Here is a 26,518-nt window from a genome sequence, read left to right on the forward strand (position 1 = left end):
TTCAATTCTCGTTGTGCTTAGGCAGGTGATGCCTGGCCTGGTAATGCTTGGGCAGGTAACGGACCGCGGCTTTGACCGCCTCGTTGATCGGTACGGGCGGCTTGCCGGTGAGCACGCGCAGTTTGTCGGCCAGGGTGCTGCGGCCTGCGTAGAAACGGCTGATCAGGCCTTCGGACAGGCCATAGAACCGCTGCATCACCTGCCAGCGATTGGACGGCCGCCCGGCTAGAAACAGCATGCGGTTGAGCAGCCGATAGAAACGCTGGGACTCCCACGCACGCTGCGCAATGGCGCGGATGCCTGCGTCCAGTGAGTCGCAATGGAGCGTTGGCTGAGCGGCAACCCACTCCGCCAGCCGTAGGGCATGGGGCAGTGAATAGCCGGTAGTGCAATGAAACAGCCCGGCGCGCAAACCCGATCGCGGCTGGCCTGCAGCTTCGCGCCAGAACGCGGCGAAATCCCCGGCCAGGGTGATCGGCAACACGCCCTGCTCTTCGCGCAGGCACTCGGCGATTTCCCAACCGTGAGCCCCGGCGTAATCAGTGATGTGCTGACGAAGCTGGTCAGAAGTAAATGAATATTGGTCGACGTAATGGGTGTCCTCGACCAGCAAGGTGTCGGCTGAGAATGGCAGCACGTAGACGAAGCGATAGCCCTCACTTTGCGCGACCCGGGCGTCCATGATGATCGGCGCGGTCAAGCCATGGGGCGCCTTCAAACGCAGCAACTGTCCGAGAAACGCCTGCTGGCCCAACACCATGTGCGCCGTGGCCTGCACGCCGCGGCCGTCGATCACCGCGCGGGCCTCAAGCCGCTCGCCGCTGTCCAGCACGACGCCGTTCGGGGTGAGTTCGGTGATACGTCGGCCGGTCAGCAGCGCGTCGCCCAATGCGGGCTCGATGACCTCGGCAAAGCGTTCCGACGTGATGCTGGCATAGCCACTGTTCAACCGTCGCGAGCGTTGCGGGAAGTGCACGTCATAGGTCGCCCAGCGCTGCACCACCAACGGCTGCAGCCATTGATGCTGCTCGGCGGTGAGGTCGCCTTCGTGAAAGGACCAGGTGTGGTTGCCGCCGAGGTACGTCTGCTCTTCGATGCACAGCACGCGCAACTCTGGCCGCCGCTGTTTGAGACGCCAGGCGATCAGCCCGTTGGCCAGGCCACCGCCGGCGAGAATCAGGTCATAGGTCATGGCACCAACCCCGCCAGCACCGGTTCGCCCGTGCGCACCACGGCTTCGACAATGTCGGCAGCGCGGGTCGTGCCGCCGGCCCGGGCCAGTTCCGTTGCGAGGCGATCAAAAGGCTCGGTGGACAACCCGCGCAGCTGCGTCAGCCTTTCGCGGATCTGCCCCGCCCCGGCGCCGCGACGCAGTTGCAGGCCAATCCCGGCGTGGGTAACCCGCGAAGCGACGCCCGGCTGATCAAACGCGATGGGCATGACCAGCATCGGCGTGCGCGCGACGATCGCGTCCATCACCGTATTCAGGCCGCCGTGGGTGATCACCGCATCAGCGTGTTGCAGCGCCCATTGTTGCGGCGCGAAATCGGTCACCCAGGTCGCGCCGGTTTTAATCAAACGCTGCTCCTGCCGGCGGTCGAGCCCACCGCAATGGGCGACCAGCAGCTGCGCATTCAGCTGTCGGCTGGCCGTGGTGATGCGCTTGAACATGTCAAAACGACTGCCCTGCAGCGTGCCGAGGCTGGCAAAGATGAAGGGCCGGCTTGGGTCAATCGGCCATTCGCCCTGTTGTTCGGTTTGAGCCGCCCGCAGTGGCCCTACCGCGTGAAAATTCGCGGGCGGATGCTGTCGGGGGAAATCGAAACCGGGGATGGTCTGGCTGATCTGCGCGTAGGGTGAGAGGCATTCATGCAGCCCGTCGCGGGGCTCGATGGCCAGGCGGCGTGATGCGTCGCGCAGCACCTTGCTCAGCGGCCCCATCAGCCAGTCGTACACCTTGCGGCTGCCTTCGAACATATGCCGGCTGCGTTCATCGGTGGCGTAGGCAAACGGCATCACTGGCAGCGGCAATTGCGGCTCGCGGTTGACCGGCAAGGCGCAGGCCACCGAGACAAACGGCAGGCCCAGCCCTTCGGCGACCATCCCGCCCGCCGCTTCCATCTGGTCGCACAGCAAGGCCTCGATCTGCCGCAGCGCCAGCGCGGCGGGCAGCTCGGCGCTGAGCATGCGCGTGGTGTCGCACAGGTCGCGGATCACCCGGCGCAGGCGCAGCGGGTTATTGGAACAAGCGGCACGGCGCAGCGCCGCTTCAAGACTGCCCGGCGGATGACTGAGGGCGCCGAGGGCATGGAAGCCGATGCGCGGATCGGTCAGCCAGCGGCGTGCATCGGCCTGCTGGAAAAACGTGACCTGATGACCCCGGTCGATCAACGTTCCGGCCAGGGCCTGAAACGCCTGAAAGTGGCTGTAGAACGCCGGCGCCACGACGGCAAAATGCGTCATGACAGCAACGACTGCAGGGTATTGGGCGCCAGCAAGCGGGCACTGCGCAACGCGCGAAGATCAGCCGAACCGGTGCAGAAGCAGGCGATACGCAGCTGGCGGATAACGATGTCGAAATGCTCAATGACGGCAGCAGTGGACAGCGTTGCGTTACGCAGCACGCCCGCCGCCTGTCCCACAACATCCGCGCCCAGCCGAATGGCCTTGGCCACGTCGATGCCATTATGAATACCGCCGGAGGCAATCAGCGGCGTATCCGGCAAGGCCTGGCGAACCATGGCCAGGCTGACGGCGGTCGGGATGCCCCACTGCGCAAACGCCATGGCGACTTCGCGATCGGCCGGGTTTTCGGCGCGCTCGGCCTCGACGGCGGCCCAACTGGTGCCGCCAAGCCCGGCGATGTCCAGCACCTGCACCCCGGCATTCACCAGCGCCAGTGCAACATCGGCGGACAGGCCAGCGCCCACTTCCTTGACCACCACCGGCACACCGACGTCGAGCACCACACGATGGATCGCTTCGAGAATGCCCTGCCAGCGCCGGTCGCCGCCGGCCTGAACCGCTTCCTGCAAAGGGTTTACGTGGATGATCAACGCGTTGGCCTGAAGCATGTCGACCGCACGGCGGGCCATGTCCAGGCCGTCAGGCTCGATCAGCTGCGCCGCGCCGATATTGCCCAGCAGCGCGATGTCCGGCGCCAGACGCCGCAGTTCGCGAGTCAGGCCCTGATCACCGCCGCTTTGCAGGGCTACCCGCTGGGAGCCGACGCCCATGGCGATGCCCAACGCCTGGGCAGCTTCGGCCAGATGACGGTTGATCGCGGTGGCCCGGTCGGCCCCGCCGGTCATGGAACTGATGAGCAGCGGCGCGCGCAAGGCAATGCCCAGCAGCGAGCTGCTCACGTCAACGTCGTCCAGATTCAACTCTGGCAGCGCGCAGTGTTCGAAGCGGATGTCGTCCAGTCCGGAGAAGGAGGAACGCACGCTGGCGCGCCTGTCCAGCACGATATCGAGGTGATCGTCTTTTCGACGACCCATATCGCTGTGAGTCATACTCGCTCCATGCAGCTGAATTATTGAACCGGCTATACGGTCTTCTGCAGACGCAATCTTGTACAAAACCGATTTTCCTGTACAACTTTGCCGTATCTTGAGGCATTTAGAAACAGCAGTTGTTCCGTGACGACCGACCCCGCACCCCCTCACCGGTCCGCGACGAACAGTATTACCGCTAAAGCATAGGGAAAGACCGATGGCAGGTAACGTCGACACAACAATCAAATCGGGCTTTGCCGGGCGACTGGGAGACGTCCGGGCGGCCATCGAAACGCGGCTCTCGGAGCTTCTGCCCGAATCCGGCAACGAGCGTGACCTGGTGGCGCTGGCCATGCGCGAATCGACGTTGGCGCCGGGCAAGCGCATGCGCCCGGTGCTGTTGGTGCTCGCTGCCGAAGGGCTGGTCGAGGACGGCCGTGAAAACAGCCGCACGATCAGGCGTCAGGCCGTGGACCTGGGCTGCGCTGTCGAAATGATCCACGCCGCGTCGCTGGTGCTTGACGACATGCCCTGCATGGACAACGCAGCGCTGCGGCGCGGTCAGCCCACGGTCCATCTGAAGTTTGGTGAAGACGTGGCGGTTCTGACTGCCATCGCCCTGCTCAGCCGGGCGTTCGGTGTCGTTGCCACCATCAGTGATCTGGCCGCGACCACTCGTACCGAGTTGGTCGAAGTGCTGGCCAACACCGTTGGCATGCAGGGCCTGGTGCGCGGGCAGTTCCAGGACTTGCGCGACGGCCAGCGCAGCCGTAACGCGGACGAGATCGCTTTAACCAATAACTTGAAAACCGGCGTGCTGTTCGGCGCAATCATGGACATGGTCTGGCTGATCAGCGGCGCGCGGGAGGATCAGCGGCCGCTGCTGCAGAACTTCGCCATGGAGCTGGGCCAGGCCTTCCAGATGTACGACGATTTGCGCGACCGATGCGCCGACAGTGACAAGGATCAAGGCAAGGACGATGGCAAATCCACCTTCGTTTCGCTGTACGGCGAGGACAAGGTCAAGCGGCAACTGGCCCTGCACCTGTCCAGCGCCGAGCAGGCCCTGCGTGAGGTATACGGCGACGACTCCACCATCGCCGGCTACCTGCGGCTGATCTTCGAGAAAGCCGCGCTCAACGGCTAGCGGACTGCGAACCCAGTTTGGCAATGGCCTGCTTGAGTTGTTCGCCGTCGGAGAAGCGCTCCTGACGCACGACCGCGCCGTTTTTCAGCGTCAGCCACTGGACCGTGTCGCGGTCGCCGTCGTAGGCCGAGGCGACCCGGGCGTCGCGGTCGAGCAAGATGCGGTATTTGGCCGAACGCATGGCGGGCACTGCCACCATTTTCACCAGCGACGGCATCTTCTCGATGTCCGCCACGTAAACGACGTGGCGCTGCTCCAGATACCCCTCGGGCCCCTCTTCAAGGGCGGCGTTGACCATCTTCGCCGCCGACATGCTGCGGGCGATCAACAACACCTGGGCCTGGTCGTCCAGCGTGTAGGCCTTGTCGAATTGATCCAGCAGCGTCCACTTGGCCACCGGCTGGGGTGCGTCCTGGGCGAAGGCGTTGAGACTGAGAAACAGAGCGAGGGCCGCAAATTGCCGCATGGTTTAAATCCCTTTAGCAGGAGAGTTTGAACAAGAACAAGCGTCGAGGATAAGGGCTGGAGTGCCTGCCCGAATCTGCCTTTCTGGCGCCCATGATGGCTCAACACATGAAGCGTGCGCCAATTTACCAGCAAGCGGTTGAAGCGGTTCGCCTGTTATGGGTTTTGCAGGTGATTTATCCCCTGTAACCCTATAGGCTCGGCACCTTTCGCGCCCATCGCTATTTTCCGGACACTCAATGAACCTTCAGCAGCGCAACAACGTGCACGTCATGGGTGAAGGCCGGGCGACCCTGATTTTTTCCCATGGCTTTGGTTGCGATCAGGCCATGTGGCGCTTGCTCAGCCCCCATTACGCTGACCGCTTCAACGTCGTGCTCTACGATCTTGTGGGGGCGGGCAATTCGGCGATCGAGGCTTACGACCGGGACAAGTACGCCACGCTGAACGGGTACGCCCACGACCTCACCGAACTCATCCACGAATTTGCCACCGGGCCGGTGATCATCGTCGGCCATTCGGTCAGCGCAATGATTGGCGTATTGGCGGACCGCCAGACCCCGGGGCTGATCGCCGCCCACGTGATGATCGGCCCCTCCCCTTGCTACGTTGACTCCGGCGATTACATCGGCGGTTTTTCCGAAGAGGACGTGCATTCGCTGCTCGATACGCTGGACAGCAATTACCTCGGCTGGTCGAGCACCATGGCCCCGGTGATCATGGGCGCACCGGGTCAACCGGCGCTTGGCGAAGAACTGACCAACAGCTTTTGCCGCACCGATCCGGAGATCGCCAAGCAGTTTGCCCGCGTCACGTTCCTCTCGGACAACCGCAGGGACGTTGACGGCCTGACCACCCCGACGCTGATCCTGCAATCCACCGATGACATGATCGCCCCCGTTGCAGTGGGTGAATACCTGCGTGCTGCGTTGCCGAACAGCACGCTGAGTCTGGTGGACAACGTCGGGCACTGTCCGCACCTGAGTGCGCCGGCGGCCTGTTCAGACTCGATGGATGACTTCCTCAGGCCGTGGGCGACCGTCCGTGGCGAGTGACGTCGTCGCAGCGCCGGACCTCGTCGAGCTGTTCGAAGGCGCCCCTTGCGGGCTGGTCGTCACCGACGAAGACGGGCGCATTCTGCGCGCCAATCGCACCTTCTGTGACTGGCTGGGCTACACCGACGCCGAGTTGAGCGGCATGCCTTTCCAGAATCTGCTCACGGTCGGCGGGCGCATTTTCCACCAGACCCACTGGGCGCCATTGATGCGCTTGCAGGGCTCGGTGGCGGAGGTGAAATTAAGCATCGTTCACCGCGACCGTCGCCAGATCATCATGCTGCTCAATGGCGTGCGCCGGGAGCATGAAGGCAAGGTCTACAACGAGCTGGCCTTTTTCGGCACCGCTGACCGAGACAAATACGAGCGCGAACTGCTCAAGGCGCGCAAGGCGGCGGAGGACCTGCTGCAGGAAAAAATCGCCGCCGAGGCAGCATTGCGTCGGGCTCAGGCGGAACTCAGCGAGGCTTACGAAACCGCTCAACGGCGCGCGACGTTTGCCGAGCAGATGGTGGCGATCGTCAGTCACGACCTGAAAAACCCCCTCACCGGGATCAAAATGGCCACCGACCTTCTCGCTCGTGGTCAACGCACGGCGCAGGAGAGCCGACTGTTGCAGCACGTCGGGGATTCGGTGCAGCGCGCCACCCGGATGATCGCCGACCTGCTCGATCTGACAGTCATTCGGGTCGGGCGCGGCATCAGCGTCAACTCTATAGAGGTCGACCTGCGCACCTTCATCGGCCATTGCGTTGATGAACTGCGCGTCGCCTTCCCGGGTGCTGAGCTGGCGCACCACTCCAACGGCAGCGGGCTGGTGGCCCTGGATAACGACCGTCTGTTTCAGGTGATCGGCAATCTCACGGCAAACAGCGTGGCGTATGGGGACAATGCCAGACCCGTGACCATTACCTCTGCGCTGGACGTCGGGACGGTGTCGATCAGCGTGCACAACTTCGGCCCGGTCATCCCCGAGGCGCAACGCACCCGCCTCTTCGAGCCGCTGACCCGCGGCGCGGACGTCCATGCGGACCTGCGCAGCGTGGGTCTGGGGCTGTTCATCGTCCGCGAAATCGCCCGGGCCCATGGCGGTGATGTATCCGTGGTGTCCGACGCGGAAGAAGGCACAACCTTCACGGTGAGACTTCCGCGGTGCGCAGGTGAAGCGTCTCTTCCCGGCTGAAGCCGGTCCCACTGATTGACCGCGTGCCCATAGTAGGACTGGCAAACCTCGACTGTGGGACCGGCTTTAGCCGGGAAGGCGTCGGCAGTCACGATCCAGAATTGATGGTGTCCACACTGGCCTCTTCCCGGCTGAAGCCGGTCCCACTCATCGACCGCGTACCCCAAGTGGGACTGGCAAACCTCGACTGTGGGACCGGCTTTAGCCGGGAAAACGTCGGCAGTCACACTGCAAAATTGATGGCGCTCACACTGGCCTCTTCCCGGCTGAAGCCGGTCCCACTAATCGACCGCGCACCCCCAGTGGGACTGGCAAACCCCGACTGTGGGACCGGCTTTAGCCGGGAAAGCGTCGGCAGTCACGATCCAGAATTGATGGTGTCCACACTGGCCTCTTCCCGGCTAAAGCCGGTCCCACTCATCGACCGCGTCCCCCCAGTGGGACTGGCAAACCTCGACTGTGGGACTGGCTTTAGCCGGGAAAACTTCCGCAGTCACGCTGCAAAATTGATGGTGCACGCACTGGCCTCTTCCCGGCTGAAGCCGGTCCCACTAATCGACCGCGTGCCCCCAGTGGGACTGGCAAACCTCGACTGTGGGACCGGCTTTAGCCAGGAAGCCGCCGGAAGTCAGGCTGCAAAATTGACGGTGCACGCACTGGCCTCTTCCCGGCTGAAGCCGGTCCTACGAATCGACCGCGTGCCCCCAGTGGGACTGGCAAACCTCAACTGTGGGACCGGCTTTAGCCGGGAAAACGTCGGCAGTCACACTGCAAAATTGATGGCGCTCACACTGGCCTCTTCCCGGCTGAAGCCGGTCCTACGAATCGACCGCGTGCCCCCAGTGGGACTGGCAAACCTCGACTGTGGGACTGGCTTTAGCCGGGAAGGCGTCGGCAGTCACGATCCAGAATTGATGGTGTCCACACTGGCCTCTTCCCGGCTGAAGCCGGTCCTACTGATTGACCGCGTGCCCATAGTAGGACCGCGTACGCATTGTAGGACTGGCTTTAGCCGGGAAAACGTCGGCAGTCACACTGCAAAATTGATGGCGCTCACACTGGCCTCTTCCCGGCTGAAGCCGGTCCCACTGATTGACCGCGTGCCCCCAGTGGGACTGGCAAACCTCGACTGTGGGACCGGCTTTAGCCGGGAAGGCGTCGGCAGTCACGCTGCGGAATTGATGGCGCACGCACTAGCCTCTTCCCGGCTGAAGCCAGTCCCACTGAAAACCCATCAGTGTCTGGGCATGAGTGCCGCCACCGCTTCGATCTCGATCAACATTCCGTCCAGCGCCAGGCGCGGGACCGGGATCAGTGTGCACACCGGCTTCATATTGCCAGCCCATGCGAGATCAGCCTGCTCGACCCATGCGCGCAACCGTTCTTCCGAGTGATCAACCATCAACAGCGTCAGCTTGAAAAGATGGTGAAGGTCGGCCCCGCGAGATTGCAGGGCGGTGCGGACGTTGGCGATGGCTTGCGCTGCCTGATCGGCAAAGACAGGTGACAGTTGGCCTTGAGCATCCTCCCCGCCTTGCCCCGCGACGAACAGCCACTCGGCGCCTGGGGCAACGACGGCGAGGTGGGAATAGGCATTGGGGGCGGGATCGTACAAACCTTGTGGGTTGTACAACGTGAAGGGAGCAGCGGGGGTTTGCGTCATGGCAGTGATCCTGAACGTGAGGGCGCCCAGTCTCGAACCTCCACCTAAGTGGAGGTCAAGCAGGCGCTGACGTTTGAATCAATTCTCCAGCGCATACCGCCGGCAATGCTCCAGATAGCCCTGCTCGTGGCTGCCGACCAAATGCACGACGTTGCTCCACAGCCACGACGGCGCATCGAGGGTCTGCGAGCGGTTAAGCTGCAGGTCGCGCATCCACGAGGTGCGCGTGGCGAGGTCCATCTGCCGGGCGTGTGCCAGACCGACGACGCGAGCCAAGTAACCCGCCGCTTTCATGGCTTCGCGTTCGCTCAGTTGATCGAGCTCAAGCTTCATGTCTTGGGGCAGCAGCTCCCGAACGAAGAAACCGTGATCGAGCATGCGCGTCGCAATCATGCGGTTGCCGAGGCCCGGAGACAGATGTCGGGCGCCTTCCACCACGCGCTTGCCGTTGTCCCGGGGCATGCCCGCGCGCGGGGTGCGCGGTGCGGCGGCAGCGACGGCTTCCTTGACGTCGAGCAGGCAAAATTCCTGATCTTCGTCATCGCCCACGCTCAACAGGACCGCATAACGCAGCAGACCCAGCGAGCTGCAACCTTTCACCCAGTAAGCACAATCGAGCATCTCGACGCGGTCATCCCTGGATCGGCCTTTCAACGAGGTGACCAGCGCATGAATTTCCGGCGTCGAGCACAGGTCCTTCAAGCCATGACGCTCGTCGCGGGACAACGACCAGAAATGCTTGCCCAGCGGAATGGTCGGCCGCGTGTCTTCAATGCGCTCCTGAGCAAGGTGCTTCCAGGTCCGCTGCACCGCGCTGCGCATGCCCGCCTTCACCTGCGCCGGGCGCGCGGGCTCCTCATCGGCGCCGTCTTCGAACGCCAGCTCATAACCCTGCATCATCTCTTCGAGCATTCTCGCGGTGGCGACGCCCGGCAGATCCGAACCCCGGGCTGCGGTGGCCAGAGACAGCGCCAGCCGAACCAGGTCATGGGCCGGATTGCCAATCACCGTCTGATCCAGATCGCGGATGTGAATATCGATGCGACCCTTCGAATCGCCGGTCGGGCCGAGGTTGCCCGCATGACAGTCGCCGCAGATCCACACCGGCGGGCCGCTGGGCAGACGTCGGCCGGATTGACTGTGCAGCCATTCGTAAAACTGCACCGTGCTGCCGCGTACATACGCGTGGGCCGAGCGGGCCATCTTCAGATTACGTAATTCATTGAGCGGCTTGATACGGGCGGTGGGTCGAGGGGTCTTCATGAAGAATTCTTTGCAGGGAGATGTAGCGTTGACTCACCACGGCGGGAAATGTTGCGGAATGTTTCACGATTTGGGATGACGCGTTGTGATGACAGACATGATCCACCTCCGCCGACTGCCCCTTAGAACACAAACCCATGCCCCAACTCGCCCTCCATCCATTCGAGAAAGCGCCGCACTCGGGGAAATCCGGAGTGCGCTTTCGGGAATACCAGATGATGAGCCGCGACCGGGGCTGACAGCGCTTCGGGCGCCACCTCGACCAGCGCTCCGCTTGCCAGGTATTTCTGCGCCAGCAACGTGCTTTCGAGTGCAAAACCCAGGCCGTGGCTGGCGGCCTCGAGCGTCATGTACGAGCGGTCAAAACTCAGCGCGTAAGGTTTTTCCGGGCGCGCCAGACCATGCTGGGCAAACCAGGCGGGCCAGCGCAGCAGCGTGGCTTCCGAGAGAATCAAATCCCGGTCCAGCAAGTCGGAGGCCTGAGCGACCGCACGCTGGGCGACGAGCTTGGGTGAAGCCAGTACGGCGAAGGTTTCGTTGCGCACCGTCCGCACTTCGAAGCTCGGCCAGTTGGGCTCGCCGTGGCGAATGTCGACGTCGATTTTGTCGCGACTGAAATGCAGCGACTCATAGGAACACGACAGATTGATCTGAATGTCGGGGTGGCTCAGGCGGAAGGCCTCCAGTCGCGGCATCAACCAGAGCAGCCCGAAGCTGGGCGAGGAATGCAGCCGCAGGCAGTCGAGGCTGACGTCGCTGCCCGCCCGCTCCGTGGCGATGGCCAGGCTGTGCAGCAACCCGGAAATATCCTTCAGGTACTGCTCGCCCACCGGCGTCAGCGTGACCCCGCGCGCCGCACGCACAAACAGCTGGCGGCCAATCATCGCTTCCAGCCTGGCGAGTTGATGGCTGACTGCCGAGGGCGTCAGGTCCAGCACTTCCGCCGCCCGGGCGACGTTGCCAAAGCGCGCGGTCTGCTCGAAGGCCTGAATGGCTTTCAGCGGTGGCACGCTGGCAGGTGCTTCGTCGATACGCCTCATGGGCCGGCTCCGGGTGAGTTCTTGTTATGTCGGTAACCGCCATTCAATCACCCCGAACGAGGCGTGACGAGTGCTGAATTTTTTTCAGCATCCAATGACTTTTGCGTCATTGCTCGACCCTTGCACGGAGCTCAAGCTGATCCGGCCAGAGACTTCGGACAGCGAAAAGGTTCGCTTCCCGCGGATCCAGCCCATAACAATAATCACACGAGATCACGCCCATGCTCCTTCAAGGCAAAATCGCAATCATCACCGGCGCCGCCTCCGCTCGCGGTATCGGTCGCGCCACCGCTGCCACCTTCGCTCAACAGGGCGCCCGCGTGGTGATCCTCGACCTCGACGAATCCGCCGCCCGCGACGCCGCCGCTTCCCTGGGCGAAGGTCACCTGGGCCTCGCCGCCAACGTCGCCGACGAAGCGCAGGTCAAACAAGCCGTCGCGCGGGTCATCGAACACTTCGGCCGCATCGACGTGCTGATCAACAACGCCGGCATCACCCAGCCCCTCAAGACCCTCGACATTCGCCCCGGCGACTACGACAAAGTGCTCGACGTCAGCCTGCGCGGCACCTTGCAGATGTCCCAGGCGGTGATTCCGCTGATGCGCGAGCAAAAGACCGGCAGCATCGTCTGCATGTCGTCAGTCTCGGCGCAACGTGGCGGCGGCATTTTCGGCGGGCCACACTACAGCGCAGCAAAAGCCGGCGTACTGGGCCTGGCCAAAGCGATGGCGCGGGAGTTGGGGCCGGACAATGTGCGCGTGAACTCCATCGCGCCGGGCCTGATTCACACCGACATCACCGGCGGCCTGATGCAGGACGAGCGCCGCCACGCGATCATCGACGGCATTCCTCTGGGTCGCCTGGGTGCGGCGCAGGATGTCGCCAACGCTGCGCTGTTTCTGGCCAGCGACCTGTCGTCCTACCTGACCGGCATCACCCTGGACGTGAACGGCGGCATGCTCATTCATTGATGCCTTCTGCGCCGGCCGAGGTCGCCGGCGCTGTTCTGAATCGACGTTTCAGCCGCAGCTGACCATAAAAACAAGAGATCAGACCATCATGACTACCCTCTCTATGGATGCGGTCGTTTCCGTCCGCACCAATGCCTACCGCAAAACCGCGTGGCGGCTGATGCCGTTTCTGATGCTGTGCTACCTGTGCGCCTACCTGGACCGGGTGAATGTCGGCTTCGCCAAGCTGCAGATGATGAACGACCTGGCCCTGAGCGAAGCGGTGTACGGGCTCGGCGCCGGCATGTTCTTCCTCGGCTATTTCCTGTGCGAGGTGCCGAGCAACCTGATCCTGCACCGGGTCGGCGCTCGCCGCTGGATCGCCCGCATCATGATTTCCTGGGGCATTATCTCTGCCCTCTTCGCTTTCGTTGAAACCGCCTGGCAGTTCTATGGCCTGCGCTTTCTGCTGGGCATCGCCGAAGCCGGTCTCGCACCGGGCCTGCTGCTCTATCTGACCTACTGGTTTCCGTCTTACCGCCGGGCGCGAATGACTGTGCTGTGGTTCATCGCCATTCCGCTGTCGGGAATGATCGGCGGGCCGCTGTCCGGGCTGATCATGACCCAGTTCGCCGGCGTGCACGGCTGGGCCGGCTGGCAGTGGATGTTTGTCATCGAGGCCATTCCCACCCTGATCGTCGGGCTGCTGGTGCTCAGTTACCTCAAGGACGGCGTGCACCAGGCCACCTGGCTCAACGACGAGGAAAAGGAGCTGGTCAACAAGGAGCTTGCCGAGGACAACAGCCAGAAAGTCACCCACGCGTCAGTCGGGGAGTTCATTCGTGATCGGCGCCTGTGGTTGCTGGCGTGCATCTATTTCTGCGTGGTCATGGGTCAGTACGCGATCACCTTCTGGCTGCCGACGCTGATCCGCAACGCCGGCGTCGCCGACCCGCTGCACATCGGCCTGTTGACCAGCCTGCCGTACATGTGCGCCATCGCGGCCATGCTGTTGATGGGCCGCAGTGGCGACAAGCACCGCGAGCGGCGCTGGCACCTGGTGGCCCCGATGATCGCCGGCGCCATTGGCCTGTCGCTGGCGGCGTTGCTGGGGGGCAATCTGCTGCTGTCGGTGCTCAGCCTGTGCCTCGCCGCCTCCGGTGTGCTCTCGGCATCGTCACTGTTCTGGATGCTCCCGACCACGCTGCTGGGCGGGGTTTCCGCCGCCGCAGGGATCGCCGGCATCAACAGCTTCGCCAACCTCGCCGGCTTCTGCTCGCCGTACCTGATCGGCTGGATCACCACCGCAACTGGCTCAAGCGCCATCGGCATGTACCTGATCACCGGCGTGTTGTGCATCGGCGCCCTGCTGGTGCTGCGCATCCCCGCCGCGTCCGTCAATCGCTAATAAAAGGAGCCACTCACATGAACATCAGTCCATCGGGACACGCCGCTTTGTCGCTGGCCCAGCGCGCCTTCAATATTCGTCGCCACGCCCTGCGCATGGGGCAGGTTCAGGGCCAGGGGTATGTCGGTCAGGCGCTGGGCGCGGCCGATCTGCTCGCGGTGTCCTATTTCCATGCCTTGCGCTATCAGCCGCAGGACCCCGAATGGGAAGATCGCGACCGTTTTTACCTGTCCATCGGTCACTACGCCATCGCGCTTTACGCCGCGTTGATCGAAGCCGAGATCATTCCGCTCGACGAGCTGGAAACCTACGGCTCCGATGACAGCCGCCTGCCCATGTCGGGCATGGCCGCTTACACACCGGGCATGGAAATCACCGGCGGCTCGCTGGGACACGGACTGGGCATTGCCGTCGGCGCGTGCCTGGGCCTCAAGCGCAAGCACTCCGCCTCGTTCGTTTACAACCTGCTCTCGGACGGCGAGTTGAACGAAGGCTCGACCTGGGAAGCGGCGATGTCGGCCTCCCACTGGAAGCTGGACAACCTCATCGCGATCATCGACGTGAACAACCAGCAGGCCGACGGCCATTCCAGTGAAGTGCTGGCGTTCGAACCCATCGTTGACCGCTGGCAGGCCTTCGGCTGGTTCACCCAGCGTGTCGACGGCAATGACATCGACGCCCTGGTCAGCGCCTTTGACGCCGCGCGCAACCACACCGGGGCGCAACCTAGGGTGATCATCTGCGACACCAAAATGGGTAAAGGCGTGGACTTTTTGGAGACCCGCGAGAAAACCCACTTCATTCGCGTCGATGAGAACGAGTGGGATCTGGCACTGGAAAATTTGCAAATCGGGAGAACGGCATGAGCGCACTGACCCACAACGAGCCCGGCAAAAAACGTCTGACGACGTCGGCGATGATTGCGTCCATTGCGTCCGAAGGCCAGGCCACACGCCCGGCGCCATTCGGCCACGCGCTGGCGGCCCTCGCCGAGCAACGCGCGGACATCGTCGGGCTCTCCGCCGACCTGTCGAAATACACCGATCTGCACATTTTCGCCAAGGCCCACCCGGAGCGCTTCTACCAGATGGGCATGGCCGAGCAGTTGCTGATGAGCGCAGCGGCCGGCATGGCCCGAGAAGGCTTCGTGCCCTTCGCTACTACCTACGCGGTGTTCGCGTCCCGTCGGGCCTATGACTTTATCTGCATGGCCATCGCCGAAGAAAACCTCAACGTCAAGATCGTCTGCGGATTGCCCGGCCTGACCACTGGATATGGCCCGAGCCACCAGGCGACCGACGATCTGGCGATCTTCCGCGCCATGCCCAACCTGATGATCGTCGACCCATGCGACGCGCTGGAAATCGAACAGGCAGTGCCGGCCATCGCCGCCCATCAAGGTCCGGTGTACATGCGCCTGTTGCGCGGCAATGTCCCGCTGGTACTCGACGAATACGGCTACACCTTCGAGATCGGCAAGGCCAAGACCCTGCGCACCGGCAACGATGTGCTGATCATCTCCACGGGGCTGATGACCATGCGCGCGCTGGAAGCGGCGAAGGCACTGCAAGCCGATGGCGTCGATGTGGCAGTGCTGCACGTGCCGACCATCAAGCCGCTGGACGAGCAGACCCTTCTCGCCGAAGCGCGCAAACCCGGACGGTTGGTGGTGACGGCGGAAAACCATTCCATCATCGGCGGGCTGGGTGAAGCGGTAGCGACGGTGCTCTTGCGCAACGGCGTGACGCCGACGTTCCGGCAGATCGCCCTGCCCGACGCCTTCCTCGACGCCGGCGCCCTGCCGACACTGCATGATCGCTACGGGATTTCCACCCCGGCGGTGTGCGCGCGTATCAAGGCGTGGTTGTAAGCGCAGAACATCGGGGGGGCTTTTCGAGTCCCCCCTCTTCGCCCAGGAGATTATTCGTGGACCCCGACCAACTGCTGGATCCCGAGTACGGCTGCTTCCGCGACGAGGTGTCCAGCGAATGGACGCTGAGCCATCTCGCCGACATTCGCACACGTATCCACGCCACCTTTAAACCCGCCGGACTTGCTCGCGGTGAACAGCGCTGGGTCAGTCAGCCCGCAGCCGCCCACACACTGCGGCTGTGCCTCCACCGACCTGGGAAAAGCGCTGATGCCCACGACCTCCCCGCGATTCTCTACGTGCATGGCGGCGGGTACGTGCTGGGTTGCCCGGAAATGGCCGACGACTACCTGGCGGATCTGGCGATTGAGCTGGGCGCTGTGATCGTCGCCGTCGATTATCGGCTCGCGCCGGAGCATCCGTTTCCCGCGCCGCTGGAGGACTGCTATCGCGGACTTGAATGGCTTCACCGAGAGCATGCTGCGCTGAGCGTCGATGCTGGCCGCATCGCAATCATGGGGCACAGCGCGGGCGGCGGACTTGCTGCGGCGTTGACACTGCTTGCCCGGGACCGTGGCGAGATTTCCGTCGCCGGCTCGGTGCTCATTTATCCCATGCTCGACCCTCGCACCGGCACCGCCGATGCACCCGTGCAAAACCCCGGCACCGGTACGTTCAGCTGGTCACGGGAGGCCAACCAATTCTGCTGGCAGTGCTACCGCGGCGAGTACCTCTGCAACGATGAGCAGGCGGCGCTGTTTTCTCCCGCGCTGGCCACTGACCTCAGCCACCTGCCGCCGAGCTTCATCGCTGTCGGTGCGTTGGACCTGTTCGTGGATGAAGACATGGCCTACGCGGGCCATCTCTCTCGCAGCGGCGTGCCCGTCGAGCTGCACGTTTATCCCGGCGTGCCGCACATGTTCGATCTGCACCCGGGCGGCGTGACAGAGCAGTGCAAGACGGATGTCGTCCGCGCGCTGAGGAAAATGCTGGGGCGATGATCCGTCCTGCGGGGCGGTTTTCTAAAGCAACGCGCTCAAATCCAGCTTGTCCTGGGGCACCGGCATCGAGAAGTAGTAGCCCTGGGCCTGGCCCGCGCCCATGTCCCGCAACAGTTCCAGGGTCGCGGCGTCTTCCACGCCCTCCGCTACCACCGTCAGCCCCAGGGATTCGGCCATGCGCACAATGGCGCGAACGATGGCCCGGCTGCGGGAACTGGTGGTCAGTTCGAGGGTGAATGACTTGTCGATTTTCAGGCCGCTGAAGTGGTACTGGTGCACGTAACTGAGGGATGAAAAACCTGCACCGAAGTCATCGAGGACCACCGACACGCCGTTGTCGGCCAGATGCTTCATGGCCTGACGCGCCAGCTCGGGCTCGGCCACCAGCGCGCCTTCGGTGAGTTCCAGGCAGATGCGCGACGGCGCCACGCCGTGCTGGCTCAGCAAACCCAGGACTTCGCTGGAAAATTCAGGGCGGGTGATGCTGTAGCTGGAGCAATTAACGTGGACCGTCGGCCAGTGCGCGTGGTCGGGATGGGCGAGGATCACCACCACCTGCTGCAGCATGTAGAGGTCCAGCCGGCCAATCAGGCGCAGGCCTTCCAGCGCCGGCAGAAACTGCCCCGGCGCGACGATCCGGCCATCGGCCTGACGCCAGCGGATCAACGCTTCGAGGGCCAGTATCCGGCCGCTGGCCACGTCGATGATCGGCTGGAAATACGGCAGCAGTTCGTCGGTGCGCTTGAGGGCGTTGCGCAGCGCCGTCTCCTGCTCCATCTGGTCGGACACCTCGCGGCGCACTTCCTGGTTGAATACCGCGTAACTGTCGCGCCCGGCATTCTTGACCCGGTACATGGCCGTGTCGGCATCCCGCAACAGGTCGGCCGGCTCGCTGTGAAACTGCAGGTCGGCGCCGACAACGCCGATACTGCACGACGAAAATACTGCGTGGCCGTCGATGAAGAACGGCACGTCGAAGGCCAGCAGAATGCGCTCGGCGATGGCCACAGTGACGTCCGGCGGCGCCGCGTAGGCCAGCACTGCGAATTCATCGCCGCCCAGCCGCGCCAGCAAATCGTTGTCGCGCATGCAATGGCGCAGCCGTTCGGCGGCCTGAACCAGCAACAGATCCCCAGAGTGATGACCCAGGCTGTCGTTGACCATCTTGAAGCGGTCCAGGTCAATGAACATCACCGCCAGATCCTCGCCCCGCTCGCAGAAATCCTGCCACGCGCCTTTGAGCCGCTGCTGCAGATAGCTGCGGTTGGGCAGCCCGGTCAGCGCGTCGTGGGCGTTCTCGTGTTGCAGCTTGGCGTTGGCGTAGTCCAGCTCCCGGGTGCGGTCCTGAACCCGCGCTTCCAGGCGCAGATTGGCAGTGTGAATGGCCTCGGCGGCACTGCGCCGGGACAGCGCGGTGTCGATGTGGCGAGAAACGAAGGTCAGCAGTTCCTGATCCCGCAGGGAATAGCTGACGTGGGACGAATAGCTCTGCACCGCCAGTACACCGCGCACCACGTCGCCGTCGAACAACGGAATGCCCAGCCATGAGCTGGAGCGGTTGACCTCGTTCTGCAGGGTGATCTCGCCGATGCTTTCCAGCCAGCGCGCCTCGGCACCGTCGATCAGGCACGGCCGGCGCTGGCGGATGACGTATTCGGTAAAGCCGCGCTCGCCACGGCGCGGGTCGGGGCGTCGGGTCAGGCGCTCGTCAACGTAATACGGGAAGGTCACCTCGGCGGTGGCATCGTCGAACAGCGCAATGTAGAAGTTAAGGGCAAACAGCAGCTCGCCGACGATGCCGTGCAGGCTTTTGAACAGGTCGGCCATGTCGCCGGGCTGGCTCGACAGCTCGGTGATCTGGAACAGCGCACTCTGCAAGTGCTCGGCGCGTTCGCGATCGGCCACTTCATTGCGCAGGGCGTCATTGAGGCGAGACAGCTCAAGGGTCCGGCGGGCGACGGTTTCTTCCAGTTGCGCGCGGTGCAGAATGCGGTCCAGGGCCATGGCCACGTGACGGGCCACCACCAGAAACAGCTCTTGATCCTCGACGCTGTAGACCCGCTCGACGTCATAGACCTGCATCGCCAGCATGCCGAACACGTCGTCGGAAGCGTTTTTCAGCGGCGCCCCCATCCAGAATTCCGGGCGATGGCCCACGCAATGAAAGCGATCCAGCGCCCGTGCCCGCTCGATCCCGGCAGCATCGACGAACAGCGCTTGCTCGGTGGTCAGCACATAACCGGTCATGGACAGCCGCTCGGGATCGAGAAACTCGTAGGTTTCCGCTTCAAGGGCGTCGAGGTCGGTGATGTCGATGTAATAGGGGTAAGTGATTTTGCCGCTGTGGCTTTCGTACAGCGCCAGGTAGAAGTTTTCTGCGTCGATCAAGGTCGAGAGCTGTTTGTGCACGCCCTGCAAAAATGCCGCGCGGTCACGGGTCGAGCTGGCCAGGTAGGTGATTTCATAAAGCACCCGCTGGGTCGCCTGGGCCCGCGCCAGCGCATCGGTTTGCAGGCGCAGGCCGAGACGCCCTGCCAGCTCGGCGAAAAATGGATCGTTTGAATAGGCATCCGGCATTAACAGCCAGCCGAGGGCTGACTCGCCATGGCCGGTCACCCAGCGCTGTAGATGATGCTGGCGGCAGTAGCCATCGAATGCTTCACGGGGTATCAATGTCGGCCAGTCCGTGGCGGAACAGCCTTGCCCCAGCAAGTGCATTTGCTGGCCGGCACGGTATGCGGCCCAGCTCAACGTCGGCGCGGTCTGCCGGGCGGCGCGCAGCAAGGCGTCCAGCGAACTCTCCCCGGTCAACCCACCCATGACCAGCGCGCTGTCATCGTCGGGTGCAGAGATCCGCTCGTCGGCAATCGGCGTGTACCCGCTGGGGGTAAGAAGTGGGGAATTCATAGGCGCTCCATTGCCAGCGTCGGACTGAGCTATCTTCATGGGGTGTGACAGAAGGTTGCAAGCGGGATATTCGCATTTGCGGTCTATTCGCGACGAAAAAACCGAATTCCACGACATTTGTTGGAATTACCCGCCGTACGGCCCTATAGCGGCCTGCAAATCGAAAGATTTAACCCGGCATTCTGTTTAAGCAGCCCGCTTCACACAGCGCGTCAAACAGCCCGGCTGGGAAGGTTTCATCCTTAGGCATTGACCTTTGCGCGCCCTCGCCTGTCACTGATTGCTGTTACCCGTCTTTTTGCCCCACTGGAGATGATCACGCAATGATCAAGACTTACAGCTACGCCGCGCAAAAACCCACTGACAGACTGGCTCCGTTTCAGATCGAGCGCCGTGACCCGGGCGCCGATGACGTGCAGATCGACATCCTGTTCTGCGGCGTCTGCCACTCGGACCTGCACACCGCCCGAAACGAATGGAACAACACCCTGTATCCGTCGGTGCCGGGCCACGAGATCGTCGGCAAGGTCACCGCCGTCGGTGCCAACGTCACCCACTTCAAGGTCGGCGACCTCGCCGGCGTCGGCTGCATGGTCGACAGCTGCCAGCACTGCGCGTCCTGCGCGGAAGGCGAAGAGCAATACTGCGAGAACGGCTTCACCGGCACCTACAACGGTCCGGTGTTTGGCGGCGAGAACACCTTCGGTGGCTACTCCGACAAGATCGTGGTGAAAGAGAAGTTCGTGCTGAAGATTTCCCACAGCGACAACCTGGCCGCCGTGGCACCGCTGCTCTGCGCCGGGATCACCACCTACTCGCCGCTGCACCACTGGAAAGTCGGCCCGGGCAAGAAAGTCGGCGTCGTCGGGCTGGGCGGCCTCGGCCACATGGCGGTCAAGATCGCCCACGCCATGGGCGCCCACGTGGTGCTGTTCACCACCTCGCCGAACAAGCGGGAAGACGGCCTGCGCCTCGGCGCCGATGAAGTGATCGTCTCGAAAAACCCGGATGAAATGGCCACCCAGACCAATCAGCTCGACTTCATGCTCAACACCGTGGCGGCGCCGCACGACCTTGATCCGTTCCTGAACCTGCTCAAGCGCGACGGCACCATGACCCTGGTGGGCGCGCCGGATCAGCCGCACCCGTCGCCAGGCGTGTTCAACCTGATCTTCAAACGCCGCAGCCTCGCCGGCTCGCTTATCGGCGGCATTCAGGAAACCCAGGAGATGCTGGATTTCTGCGCCAAACATGGCATCGTCTCGGACATCGAGATGATCCACATGAAGGACATCAACGAAGCCTACGAGCGCATGGTCAAGGGTGACGTGAAGTACCGATTCGTCATCGACATGGCGACATTGAAAGAACAAGCGTCGGCTGCCTGACGCTGAGGGTTCCGGGGCCGGTTTCGCCGGCCCTGGCACTCGTAACATTCTGTGATTTTTCCGCTCGAGAAATATCCGCAACCATCCTCCGGTGCCTCGGTCACAACCCTTGAGCCATGGCCAGCACCGCCCGCTTATGCTGATCCCGATAAGGCACCAGCCTTCGCTGCTGACACCAGCGCCGCGGATTAGAGAGCGCGACTCACAAGTGCATGAACAAATCCAACGAAATGCAGTGCCTGCGCATTGGTTATCGTTAAAGACTGCCGTCGCTTTGAAAATTGCCGTTGCCACTGGCCATACCGCATGCCGCTCCACCTGCCGTCCCTGCCCGCGCGTCCGCCCACCGTCGGCCGCCAGGTCTGACCCGATGCTGACGAGGAACCTGCTCATGACCGATCAGCCTGATCGCCCCATCAAAGAAGAACTGTCTTGTGACCTCAAGGCCTTCACCGTCCCTTCCCGCCGTAATTTCCTGAAGTCCATCGGCGTCTCCAGCCTCGCTGCCGCGACGGCGCCGATCTGGACGCAAGCGCTCGAAGCCCAGGCCGCTGTCGCCGATGACATCGACCCGCCCGCCGCTGACGAGCGGCGCATGACCCTGAAGGTCAACGGCCAGGCCCACACCCTGAACCTGCCGGCCAACGCCGCGCTGCTGGACGTGCTGCGCGATCGCCTGCAACTCACTGGCACCAAGAAAGGCTGCGACCACGGCCAGTGCGGTGCCTGCACGGTTCACGTCAACGGCGTGGCCATCAATTCGTGCCTGTCCCTCGCGGCGATGCACGAAGGCGACGACATCACCACCATTGAAGGTCTGGCGCAGAACGGCAAATTGCACCCGGTGCAGGAAGCCTTCTGGGAACACGATGCCTACCAGTGCGGCTACTGCACCTCCGGGCAGATCATGAGCGCGGCGGCGTTGTTGAAAGACAAAAACATCGGCACCGACGATCACAGCGTGCGCGAAGCCATGAGCGGCAACATTTGCCGTTGCGGCGCGTACAAGAACATCCTCGCGGCGATCCAGTCGGCGCGCATCAAGGTCCAGGAGGTGAGCTGATGAGAGCCTTTGATTATGTGCGCGCCAACAGCGTCGAACAGGCCGTGACGACCCACGCGAAAAGCCCGACGACCTTCTTCCTCGCCGGCGGCACAACGTTGCTCGACCTGGTCAAGCTCGACATCATGCCGGCCGACCAAGTGATCGACGTCAACCACCTCTCGCTCAAGCAGATCGAGGTGCAGAAGGATGGCAGCGTGCGCATCGGCGCGCTGGTCAGCAATACCGAACTCGCTCATCACCCGCACATCGTCGAGCACTATGCCGTGCTGTCCCAGGCGCTGCTGTCCGGCGCCACGACTCAATTGCGTAACAAAGCCACAACGGCTGGCAACGTGATGCAACGGGTGCGCTGCAACTATTTCCGCGACGGTTATTCACCTTGCAACAAGCGTGAGCCGGGGTCGGGTTGCGCCGCCATCGACGGCCATAATCGCAGCGTGCATGCGGTGCTGGGCACCAGCGACCAGTGCATCGCCACCCATCCTTCGGACATGTGCGTGGCAATGATCGCCATTGGCGCGACGGTCGAGGTGCAGGGCCCAAAGGGCAAGCGCAGTGTCGATTTCGCTGACTTCCACCTGTTGCCTGGGGCGACGCCGTGGAAAGAACACGCGCTGCTGGACGATGAGCTGATCACCCATGTGGTGCTGGCCGCGCCGCTGGCCGGCAATAAGTCCGCGTATCTGAAGCTGCGGGATCGCGCCTCGTACCAGTTCGCCCTGGCGTCCAGCGCGGTGATCGTTGTCATGGACGGCAACACCGTGCGTGACGCGCGGGTCGCCCTGGGCGGCGTGGGAACCAAACCCTGGCGCTCGCTTGAGGCCGAGCAGGCGTTGAAGGGCCAGAGCCTGAGCCCGCAGACCCTCGATAAGGTCGCCGCCATCGCCCTCAAGGGCGCCAAAGCCTATCGCCACAACGCCTACAAGATCGCCTTGGGGCAGCAGGCCATCGTGCGCAACCTCGGCACCTTGAATGCCTGACCGGAGGATTCACCATGACTGACGCAATGATTGGCTCGGCACCCCGTCGCATCGATGGCCAACGTAAGGTCACCGGCAGCGCGATGTACGCGTCCGACCACCACCTGAAGAATATGGCCTACGGCTACGGCGTGTTCAGCACCGTCGCCAGCGGCAAGATCACCGGCCTGGAACTGGACGCCGCGCGCAAATCGCCGGGCGTTCTGGAGATTCTGCACCACGGCAACTTCCCGGCGCTCTATCACAACTCGACACTGCCGATGTCGTTCGCCCAGATCCTCAAGGCAGCCAAGTCCGACGAAAGCCGCCTGCCGTTCGAAGACGACACCGTGCATTACGCCGGCCAGTTCGTCGCCCTGGTGGTGGCCGATACCTTCGAGCACGCGCGGGCGGCGGCGTACAAGATCAAAGTGAGTTACAGCAAGACCGACGCCGTGGCCAACCTCGAACAAGGCCTGAAAGCTGGCGCGCTGCAGGATGGCAGCCCGAACCACAGCCGGGGTGACGCCGCCGCTGCTTTCGACAGCGCCGCCCACAGCATCGACGCCACCTATTCGACGCCGGTCGAAACCCATAACCCGATGGAAATGCATGCCACCGTCGCCAGTTGGGAAGACGGGCGACTGATCGTTTACGAGGCGACCCAAGGCGTGGTCGCCCACCGCAATTCCCTGGCAAAAATCTTCGGCATGATCCCGGAGAAGGTCGAAGTGCGCGCGCCGTTCATTGGCTCGGGCTTCGGCAGCAAACTGTGGATCTGGCCCCATTCGGTCGCCGCCTGTGGCGCTGCCAAGGTGCTCAAGCGCCCGGTGCAACTGGTGGTGCCGCGTCAGCAGATGTTCACCACCACCGGCCATCGCCCGGAAACCCGTCAGCGCATGCGGCTGGCCACCGACGACAAAGGCAAGCTGGTATCGGTGAGCCACGAGTCCATCAACACCACGTCGTTTACCGACCCGTACAAGGAAAACTGCGGCACCTCGACCAAGAGCCTCTACAGCTGCGCGAACGTGCTGGTGACCCACAAGATCATCGAGGTCAATCGCGGCACGCCGACGTCCATGCGTGCGCCGGGTGCAGCGCCGGGGCTGTTCGCCCTGGAATCGGCCATGGATGAAATGGCCGAAAAAATCGGCATGGATCCGCTGGAGTTCCGCAAGCTCAACGTCTCCGAGCGCGACGAAAGCCAGAACCTGCCGTGGTCAAGCAATCATCTGCAAGAGTGCATCGACAAGGCCGCCGAGCGCTTCGGCTGGAGCAAACGCAACCCGGCGCCGGGCTCGATGAAGGACGGTACCGAGATCATCGGCTATGGCATGGCCGCCTGTAACTGGGACGCCTATCGCACGCCGGCAGAGGCGCAGGTTGCGCTGCGCGCCGACGGCACGGCCTGGGCCATTTGCGGTGTGCAGGACATCGGCACCGGCACCTACACGATCGTTGCTCAGGTGGTCAGCAGCATCACCGGCATCCCGCTGGACAAGATCGAGGTCGAGTTGGGCAATTCGTCGTTCCCGCCGGCGCCGGTGTCGGGCGGCTCCTGGGCGACCGCAAGCGTACTGCCCGCCATCGCCGAGGCCACCCGCCAGGCCGTCGATCAGTTGAAGGCGTTTGCGACCGCGCCCAAGGGCGTGTTTGCCGGGGCCAAGGCCGATCAGGTGAGCTTCGAGCAGGGCCAGTTGAAAAGTGGCGACAAGACGTTCGCCATCGCTGACGTGCTCAAGGCGCAAAAGCAGGCCAGTGCTTTCGGTGAAGCCAAGACCGGCATGAACGACACCAGCAAGCACTCGTTCCGCTCCTTCGGCGTGCACTTTGTCGAAGTGCGCTGGGACCCGGGCATCTCGCGGCTGCGGGTATCGCGGGTGGTCAGTGCCATTGACGTGGGCAAGGTGATCAACCAGAAAACCGCCCTCAATCAGGTCGAAGGCGCGATCGTCATGGGCGTCGGCATGGCGCTGTTTGAGGCCACCGATTTCGATGAGCGCAACGGCATGCCGGTGAACAACAACTACGCCGAATACGTGGTGCCGGTGCATGCCGATCAGCCAGAGATCGACGTGATCCTGCTGGATTACCCCGACTTTGAGCTCAATGAGTTCGGCGCGCGCGGGATCGGAGAAATCGGGATCACCGGCCTGGCGGCTGCGGTGGCCAATGCTGTCTCGCACGCCACCGGCAAACGCATCCGCGACCTGCCGATCACCCTGGACAAATTGATGGAGTTGCCGCCGACGATGAAGGTGTGAATCGAAAGCGGTCGCTGCAACTCAAGCAGCGGCCGCTTTCGCGCCGGTACTGCCGATCATCCAGCAATCAGGGAGCCCACCGACTCCCTGAACATCACCGCCCTTCCAACAACTCCCCTGCCCGATCCAGCAAACCCAGCGGGTCGTCCGTCTTGTGAATGTCCACCGAGAGCATCTGCCGAAACTTCCGTGCGCCGGGGAAACCGGTGCCCAGGCCCAGCACATGGCGGGTGATGTGGTGCATCGAGCCGCCGTCGCGAAGGTGCGCTTCCACGTAGGGGCGCATCAGCGCCAGGGTGTCGGCGCGGGTGATCGGCGGGGCGGTGCTGCCGAACAGTTCGCGGTCCACGCCTGCCAGCAGGTACGGGTTGTGATACGCCTCACGGCCGAGCATCACGCCATCGAAGGTATTCAGATGCTCCTGGCACTGCTCCAGGGTCTTGATGCCGCCGTTGAGGATGATCTCCAGTTCGGGGAAGTCCTGCTTCAACTGCGCGGCGATGTCATAGCGCAGAGGCGGGATGTCCCGGTTTTCCTTCGGCGACAGGCCTTCGAGAATGGCGATGCGGGCATGCACGGTGAAGCTGGTGCAGCCGGCGTCGCGCACGGTGCCGACGAACTCGCAGAGCTGCTCGTAACTGTCGCGGCCGTTGATGCCGATGCGATGCTTGACTGTCACCGGAATCGTCACCGCGTCGCGCATGGCTTTGACGCAATCGGCCACCCGTTGCGGATACCCCATCAACACGGCGCCGATCATGTTGTTCTGCACGCGATCGCTCGGGCAACCGACGTTGAGATTGACCTCATCGTAGCCGGCCGCCTGAGCCAGACGCGCACTGGCGGCGAGGTCAGCCGGGTTGCTGCCGCCCAATTGCAGGGCCAGCGGATGCTCCGTCTCGTCGTGGCGCAAAAAGCGCTCGGTATCGCCGTGCAGCAACGCGCCGGTGGTGACCATCTCGGTGTACAGCAGCGCGTTTTTCGACAGCAGCCGCAGGAAAAAACGGCAGTGACGATCCGTCCAGTCCATCATCGGGGCCACGGAAAAACGCCGTGAAGGCTCGAACGGAAGGCGGTCAGTACGGGGTTCTGTGGTAGGCAACATGGCAGCAATGAGCAGGTCGGGCGAAGAGGACGCGCATTCTAACAGCTCGCACGCCCGGCTGAAGCGGGTCATGGTGAAAACACGCGCGCTCTGCAGAGCCGAACTCATACGGTAAGTAATGAAGCAGTCGCTTGAAACTTATAAACAACTTCATCACTGCCACAGGGTCTTAAACTTCACGACCACCCTAAGCATTAGCAAGCTAACAACCCTCTTTCAAGACGCTCGCTTTAAACATATCCATAGGCGCTGGCTTTATTAAGCCTTTTTCCGGCAGATTATTT

The 26,518-nt window shown here is 63.0% G+C and carries 21 protein-coding genes; 12 read left to right on the forward strand and 9 right to left on the reverse strand.

All coding sequences use genetic code 11. The features are described from left to right. Position 1: 1 nt before the first annotated feature. The 3 genes from crtY to fni are packed head-to-tail and all read right to left on the reverse strand — an operon-like array spanning position 2 to position 3,515. On the reverse strand, positions 2–1,192 hold the full coding sequence (gene crtY, locus AC3ISG_RS15465; protein WP_489297366.1) for a lycopene beta-cyclase CrtY: 1,191 nt from the start codon (positions 1,190–1,192) through the stop codon (positions 2–4). After that, positions 1,189–2,463, reverse strand: coding sequence for a glycosyltransferase (locus AC3ISG_RS15470; RefSeq protein ID WP_489297367.1), 1,275 nt, complete (start codon positions 2,461–2,463; stop codon positions 1,189–1,191). The genes crtY and AC3ISG_RS15470 overlap by 4 nt, the downstream gene beginning before the upstream one ends. After that, positions 2,460–3,515: a type 2 isopentenyl-diphosphate Delta-isomerase gene (gene fni / locus AC3ISG_RS15475; protein ID WP_489297368.1), complete on the reverse strand. Its 1,056-nt coding sequence runs from the start codon at positions 3,513–3,515 to the stop codon at positions 2,460–2,462. Before fni ends, AC3ISG_RS15470 begins: the two co-directional genes overlap by 4 nt. A gap of 199 nt (positions 3,516–3,714) precedes the next feature. Between fni and AC3ISG_RS15480 the strand changes: the two genes are divergently transcribed. Next, positions 3,715–4,644 carry a polyprenyl synthetase family protein gene (locus tag AC3ISG_RS15480; protein ID WP_122624678.1) on the forward strand — a complete coding sequence of 310 codons (930 nt, stop codon included), beginning with the start codon at positions 3,715–3,717 and terminating at the stop codon, positions 4,642–4,644. On the opposite strand, the gene AC3ISG_RS15485 is transcribed toward AC3ISG_RS15480, so the two are convergent. Continuing rightward, positions 4,634–5,110 carry a hypothetical protein gene (locus AC3ISG_RS15485; protein WP_122624677.1) on the reverse strand — a complete coding sequence of 159 codons (477 nt, stop codon included), beginning with the start codon at positions 5,108–5,110 and terminating at the stop codon, positions 4,634–4,636. The genes AC3ISG_RS15480 and AC3ISG_RS15485 overlap by 11 nt on opposite strands. A 238-nt stretch (positions 5,111–5,348) precedes the next feature. On the opposite strand from AC3ISG_RS15485, the gene AC3ISG_RS15490 reads away from it, so the two are divergent. Together AC3ISG_RS15490 and AC3ISG_RS15495 are read left to right on the forward strand one after the other, a co-directional pair. Beyond that, positions 5,349–6,164, forward strand: coding sequence for an alpha/beta fold hydrolase (locus AC3ISG_RS15490; RefSeq protein WP_272634105.1), 816 nt, complete (start codon positions 5,349–5,351; stop codon positions 6,162–6,164). After that, entirely contained in the window at positions 6,154–7,347 is a 1,194-nt protein-coding gene (locus AC3ISG_RS15495) for a PAS domain-containing sensor histidine kinase (RefSeq protein ID WP_489297369.1), read from the forward strand. The genes AC3ISG_RS15490 and AC3ISG_RS15495 overlap by 11 nt, the downstream gene beginning before the upstream one ends. A 1,234-nt stretch (positions 7,348–8,581) precedes the next feature. Here the strand turns inward: AC3ISG_RS15495 and AC3ISG_RS15500 are convergent. The 3 genes from AC3ISG_RS15500 to AC3ISG_RS15510 all read right to left on the reverse strand — a co-directional run bounded on the left by AC3ISG_RS15500 (position 8,582) and on the right by AC3ISG_RS15510 (position 11,313). Continuing rightward, entirely contained in the window at positions 8,582–9,010 is a 429-nt protein-coding gene (locus AC3ISG_RS15500; RefSeq protein ID WP_272634101.1) for a RidA family protein, read from the reverse strand. Between the two features lie 78 nt (positions 9,011–9,088). Then, positions 9,089–10,273 carry a DUF2252 domain-containing protein gene (locus tag AC3ISG_RS15505; RefSeq protein ID WP_122538079.1) on the reverse strand — a complete coding sequence of 395 codons (1,185 nt, stop codon included), beginning with the start codon at positions 10,271–10,273 and terminating at the stop codon, positions 9,089–9,091. A 122-nt stretch (positions 10,274–10,395) separates the two neighbouring features. Beyond that, a complete protein-coding gene (locus AC3ISG_RS15510; protein WP_074884800.1) occupies positions 10,396–11,313 on the reverse strand; it encodes a LysR substrate-binding domain-containing protein in 918 nt (305 codons plus the stop codon). Between the two features lie 221 nt (positions 11,314–11,534). On the opposite strand from AC3ISG_RS15510, the gene AC3ISG_RS15515 reads away from it, so the two are divergent. The 5 genes from AC3ISG_RS15515 to AC3ISG_RS15535 all read left to right on the forward strand — a co-directional run bounded on the left by AC3ISG_RS15515 (position 11,535) and on the right by AC3ISG_RS15535 (position 16,542). Continuing rightward, positions 11,535–12,284 carry an SDR family NAD(P)-dependent oxidoreductase gene (locus AC3ISG_RS15515; RefSeq protein ID WP_122624673.1) on the forward strand — a complete coding sequence of 250 codons (750 nt, stop codon included), beginning with the start codon at positions 11,535–11,537 and terminating at the stop codon, positions 12,282–12,284. 88 nt (positions 12,285–12,372) lie between these two features. After that, positions 12,373–13,671: an MFS transporter gene (locus AC3ISG_RS15520; protein ID WP_489297370.1), complete on the forward strand. Its 1,299-nt coding sequence runs from the start codon at positions 12,373–12,375 to the stop codon at positions 13,669–13,671. Between the two features lie 17 nt (positions 13,672–13,688). Continuing rightward, positions 13,689–14,537, forward strand: a complete 849-nt coding sequence (locus AC3ISG_RS15525) for a transketolase (protein ID WP_122538075.1) — start codon at positions 13,689–13,691, stop codon at positions 14,535–14,537. Beyond that, positions 14,534–15,541: a transketolase family protein gene (locus AC3ISG_RS15530; RefSeq protein WP_074884811.1), complete on the forward strand. Its 1,008-nt coding sequence runs from the start codon at positions 14,534–14,536 to the stop codon at positions 15,539–15,541. Before AC3ISG_RS15525 ends, AC3ISG_RS15530 begins: the two co-directional genes overlap by 4 nt. Before the next feature lie 56 nt (positions 15,542–15,597). Then, positions 15,598–16,542, forward strand: a complete 945-nt coding sequence (locus tag AC3ISG_RS15535) for an alpha/beta hydrolase (protein WP_489297371.1) — start codon at positions 15,598–15,600, stop codon at positions 16,540–16,542. A gap of 21 nt (positions 16,543–16,563) precedes the next feature. On the opposite strand, the gene AC3ISG_RS15540 is transcribed toward AC3ISG_RS15535, so the two are convergent. Beyond that, positions 16,564–19,449, reverse strand: a complete 2,886-nt coding sequence (locus AC3ISG_RS15540; RefSeq protein WP_489297372.1) for a sensor domain-containing phosphodiesterase — start codon at positions 19,447–19,449, stop codon at positions 16,564–16,566. A 323-nt stretch (positions 19,450–19,772) separates the two neighbouring features. On the opposite strand from AC3ISG_RS15540, the gene AC3ISG_RS15545 reads away from it, so the two are divergent. The 4 genes from AC3ISG_RS15545 to AC3ISG_RS15560 all read left to right on the forward strand — a co-directional run bounded on the left by AC3ISG_RS15545 (position 19,773) and on the right by AC3ISG_RS15560 (position 25,129). Beyond that, entirely contained in the window at positions 19,773–20,837 is a 1,065-nt protein-coding gene (locus tag AC3ISG_RS15545; RefSeq protein ID WP_489297373.1) for an NAD(P)-dependent alcohol dehydrogenase, read from the forward strand. A 391-nt stretch (positions 20,838–21,228) separates the two neighbouring features. Continuing rightward, complete coding sequence (locus AC3ISG_RS15550) at positions 21,229–21,900, forward strand: (2Fe-2S)-binding protein (protein ID WP_108121768.1); 672 nt, start codon at positions 21,229–21,231, stop codon at positions 21,898–21,900. After that, a complete protein-coding gene (locus AC3ISG_RS15555) occupies positions 21,900–22,883 on the forward strand; it encodes an FAD binding domain-containing protein (protein ID WP_272634083.1) in 984 nt (327 codons plus the stop codon). The genes AC3ISG_RS15550 and AC3ISG_RS15555 overlap by 1 nt, the downstream gene beginning before the upstream one ends. 14 nt (positions 22,884–22,897) lie before the next feature. Next, positions 22,898–25,129 carry a xanthine dehydrogenase family protein molybdopterin-binding subunit gene (locus AC3ISG_RS15560; RefSeq protein ID WP_489297374.1) on the forward strand — a complete coding sequence of 744 codons (2,232 nt, stop codon included), beginning with the start codon at positions 22,898–22,900 and terminating at the stop codon, positions 25,127–25,129. 94 nt (positions 25,130–25,223) lie between these two features. Here the strand turns inward: AC3ISG_RS15560 and dusA are convergent, their stop codons facing one another. After that, positions 25,224–26,234 carry a tRNA dihydrouridine(20/20a) synthase DusA gene (dusA, locus tag AC3ISG_RS15565; protein WP_489297375.1) on the reverse strand — a complete coding sequence of 337 codons (1,011 nt, stop codon included), beginning with the start codon at positions 26,232–26,234 and terminating at the stop codon, positions 25,224–25,226. Positions 26,235–26,518 lie beyond the last annotated feature (284 nt).

The organism is Pseudomonas sp. GL_135, assembly GCF_057834665.1.

Coding starts and splice junctions, on each gene's coding strand:
- crtY (WP_489297366.1), bottom strand. CDS start 1,192: ATGACCTATGACCTGATTCTCGCCGGCGGTGGCCTGGCCAACGGGCTG.
- AC3ISG_RS15470 (WP_489297367.1), bottom strand. CDS start 2,463: ATGACGCATTTTGCCGTCGTGGCGCCGGCGTTCTACAGCCACTTTCAG.
- fni (WP_489297368.1), bottom strand. CDS start 3,515: ATGACTCACAGCGATATGGGTCGTCGAAAAGACGATCACCTCGATATC.
- AC3ISG_RS15480 (WP_122624678.1), top strand. CDS start 3,715: ATGGCAGGTAACGTCGACACAACAATCAAATCGGGCTTTGCCGGGCGA.
- AC3ISG_RS15485 (WP_122624677.1), bottom strand. CDS start 5,110: ATGCGGCAATTTGCGGCCCTCGCTCTGTTTCTCAGTCTCAACGCCTTC.
- AC3ISG_RS15490 (WP_272634105.1), top strand. CDS start 5,349: ATGAACCTTCAGCAGCGCAACAACGTGCACGTCATGGGTGAAGGCCGG.
- AC3ISG_RS15500 (WP_272634101.1), bottom strand. CDS start 9,010: ATGACGCAAACCCCCGCTGCTCCCTTCACGTTGTACAACCCACAAGGT.
- AC3ISG_RS15505 (WP_122538079.1), bottom strand. CDS start 10,273: ATGAAGACCCCTCGACCCACCGCCCGTATCAAGCCGCTCAATGAATTA.
- AC3ISG_RS15510 (WP_074884800.1), bottom strand. CDS start 11,313: ATGAGGCGTATCGACGAAGCACCTGCCAGCGTGCCACCGCTGAAAGCC.
- AC3ISG_RS15515 (WP_122624673.1), top strand. CDS start 11,535: ATGCTCCTTCAAGGCAAAATCGCAATCATCACCGGCGCCGCCTCCGCT.
- AC3ISG_RS15520 (WP_489297370.1), top strand. CDS start 12,373: ATGACTACCCTCTCTATGGATGCGGTCGTTTCCGTCCGCACCAATGCC.
- AC3ISG_RS15525 (WP_122538075.1), top strand. CDS start 13,689: ATGAACATCAGTCCATCGGGACACGCCGCTTTGTCGCTGGCCCAGCGC.
- AC3ISG_RS15530 (WP_074884811.1), top strand. CDS start 14,534: ATGAGCGCACTGACCCACAACGAGCCCGGCAAAAAACGTCTGACGACG.
- AC3ISG_RS15540 (WP_489297372.1), bottom strand. CDS start 19,449: ATGAATTCCCCACTTCTTACCCCCAGCGGGTACACGCCGATTGCCGAC.
- AC3ISG_RS15545 (WP_489297373.1), top strand. CDS start 19,773: ATGATCAAGACTTACAGCTACGCCGCGCAAAAACCCACTGACAGACTG.
- AC3ISG_RS15550 (WP_108121768.1), top strand. CDS start 21,229: ATGACCGATCAGCCTGATCGCCCCATCAAAGAAGAACTGTCTTGTGAC.
- AC3ISG_RS15555 (WP_272634083.1), top strand. CDS start 21,900: ATGAGAGCCTTTGATTATGTGCGCGCCAACAGCGTCGAACAGGCCGTG.
- AC3ISG_RS15560 (WP_489297374.1), top strand. CDS start 22,898: ATGACTGACGCAATGATTGGCTCGGCACCCCGTCGCATCGATGGCCAA.
- dusA (WP_489297375.1), bottom strand. CDS start 26,234: ATGTTGCCTACCACAGAACCCCGTACTGACCGCCTTCCGTTCGAGCCT.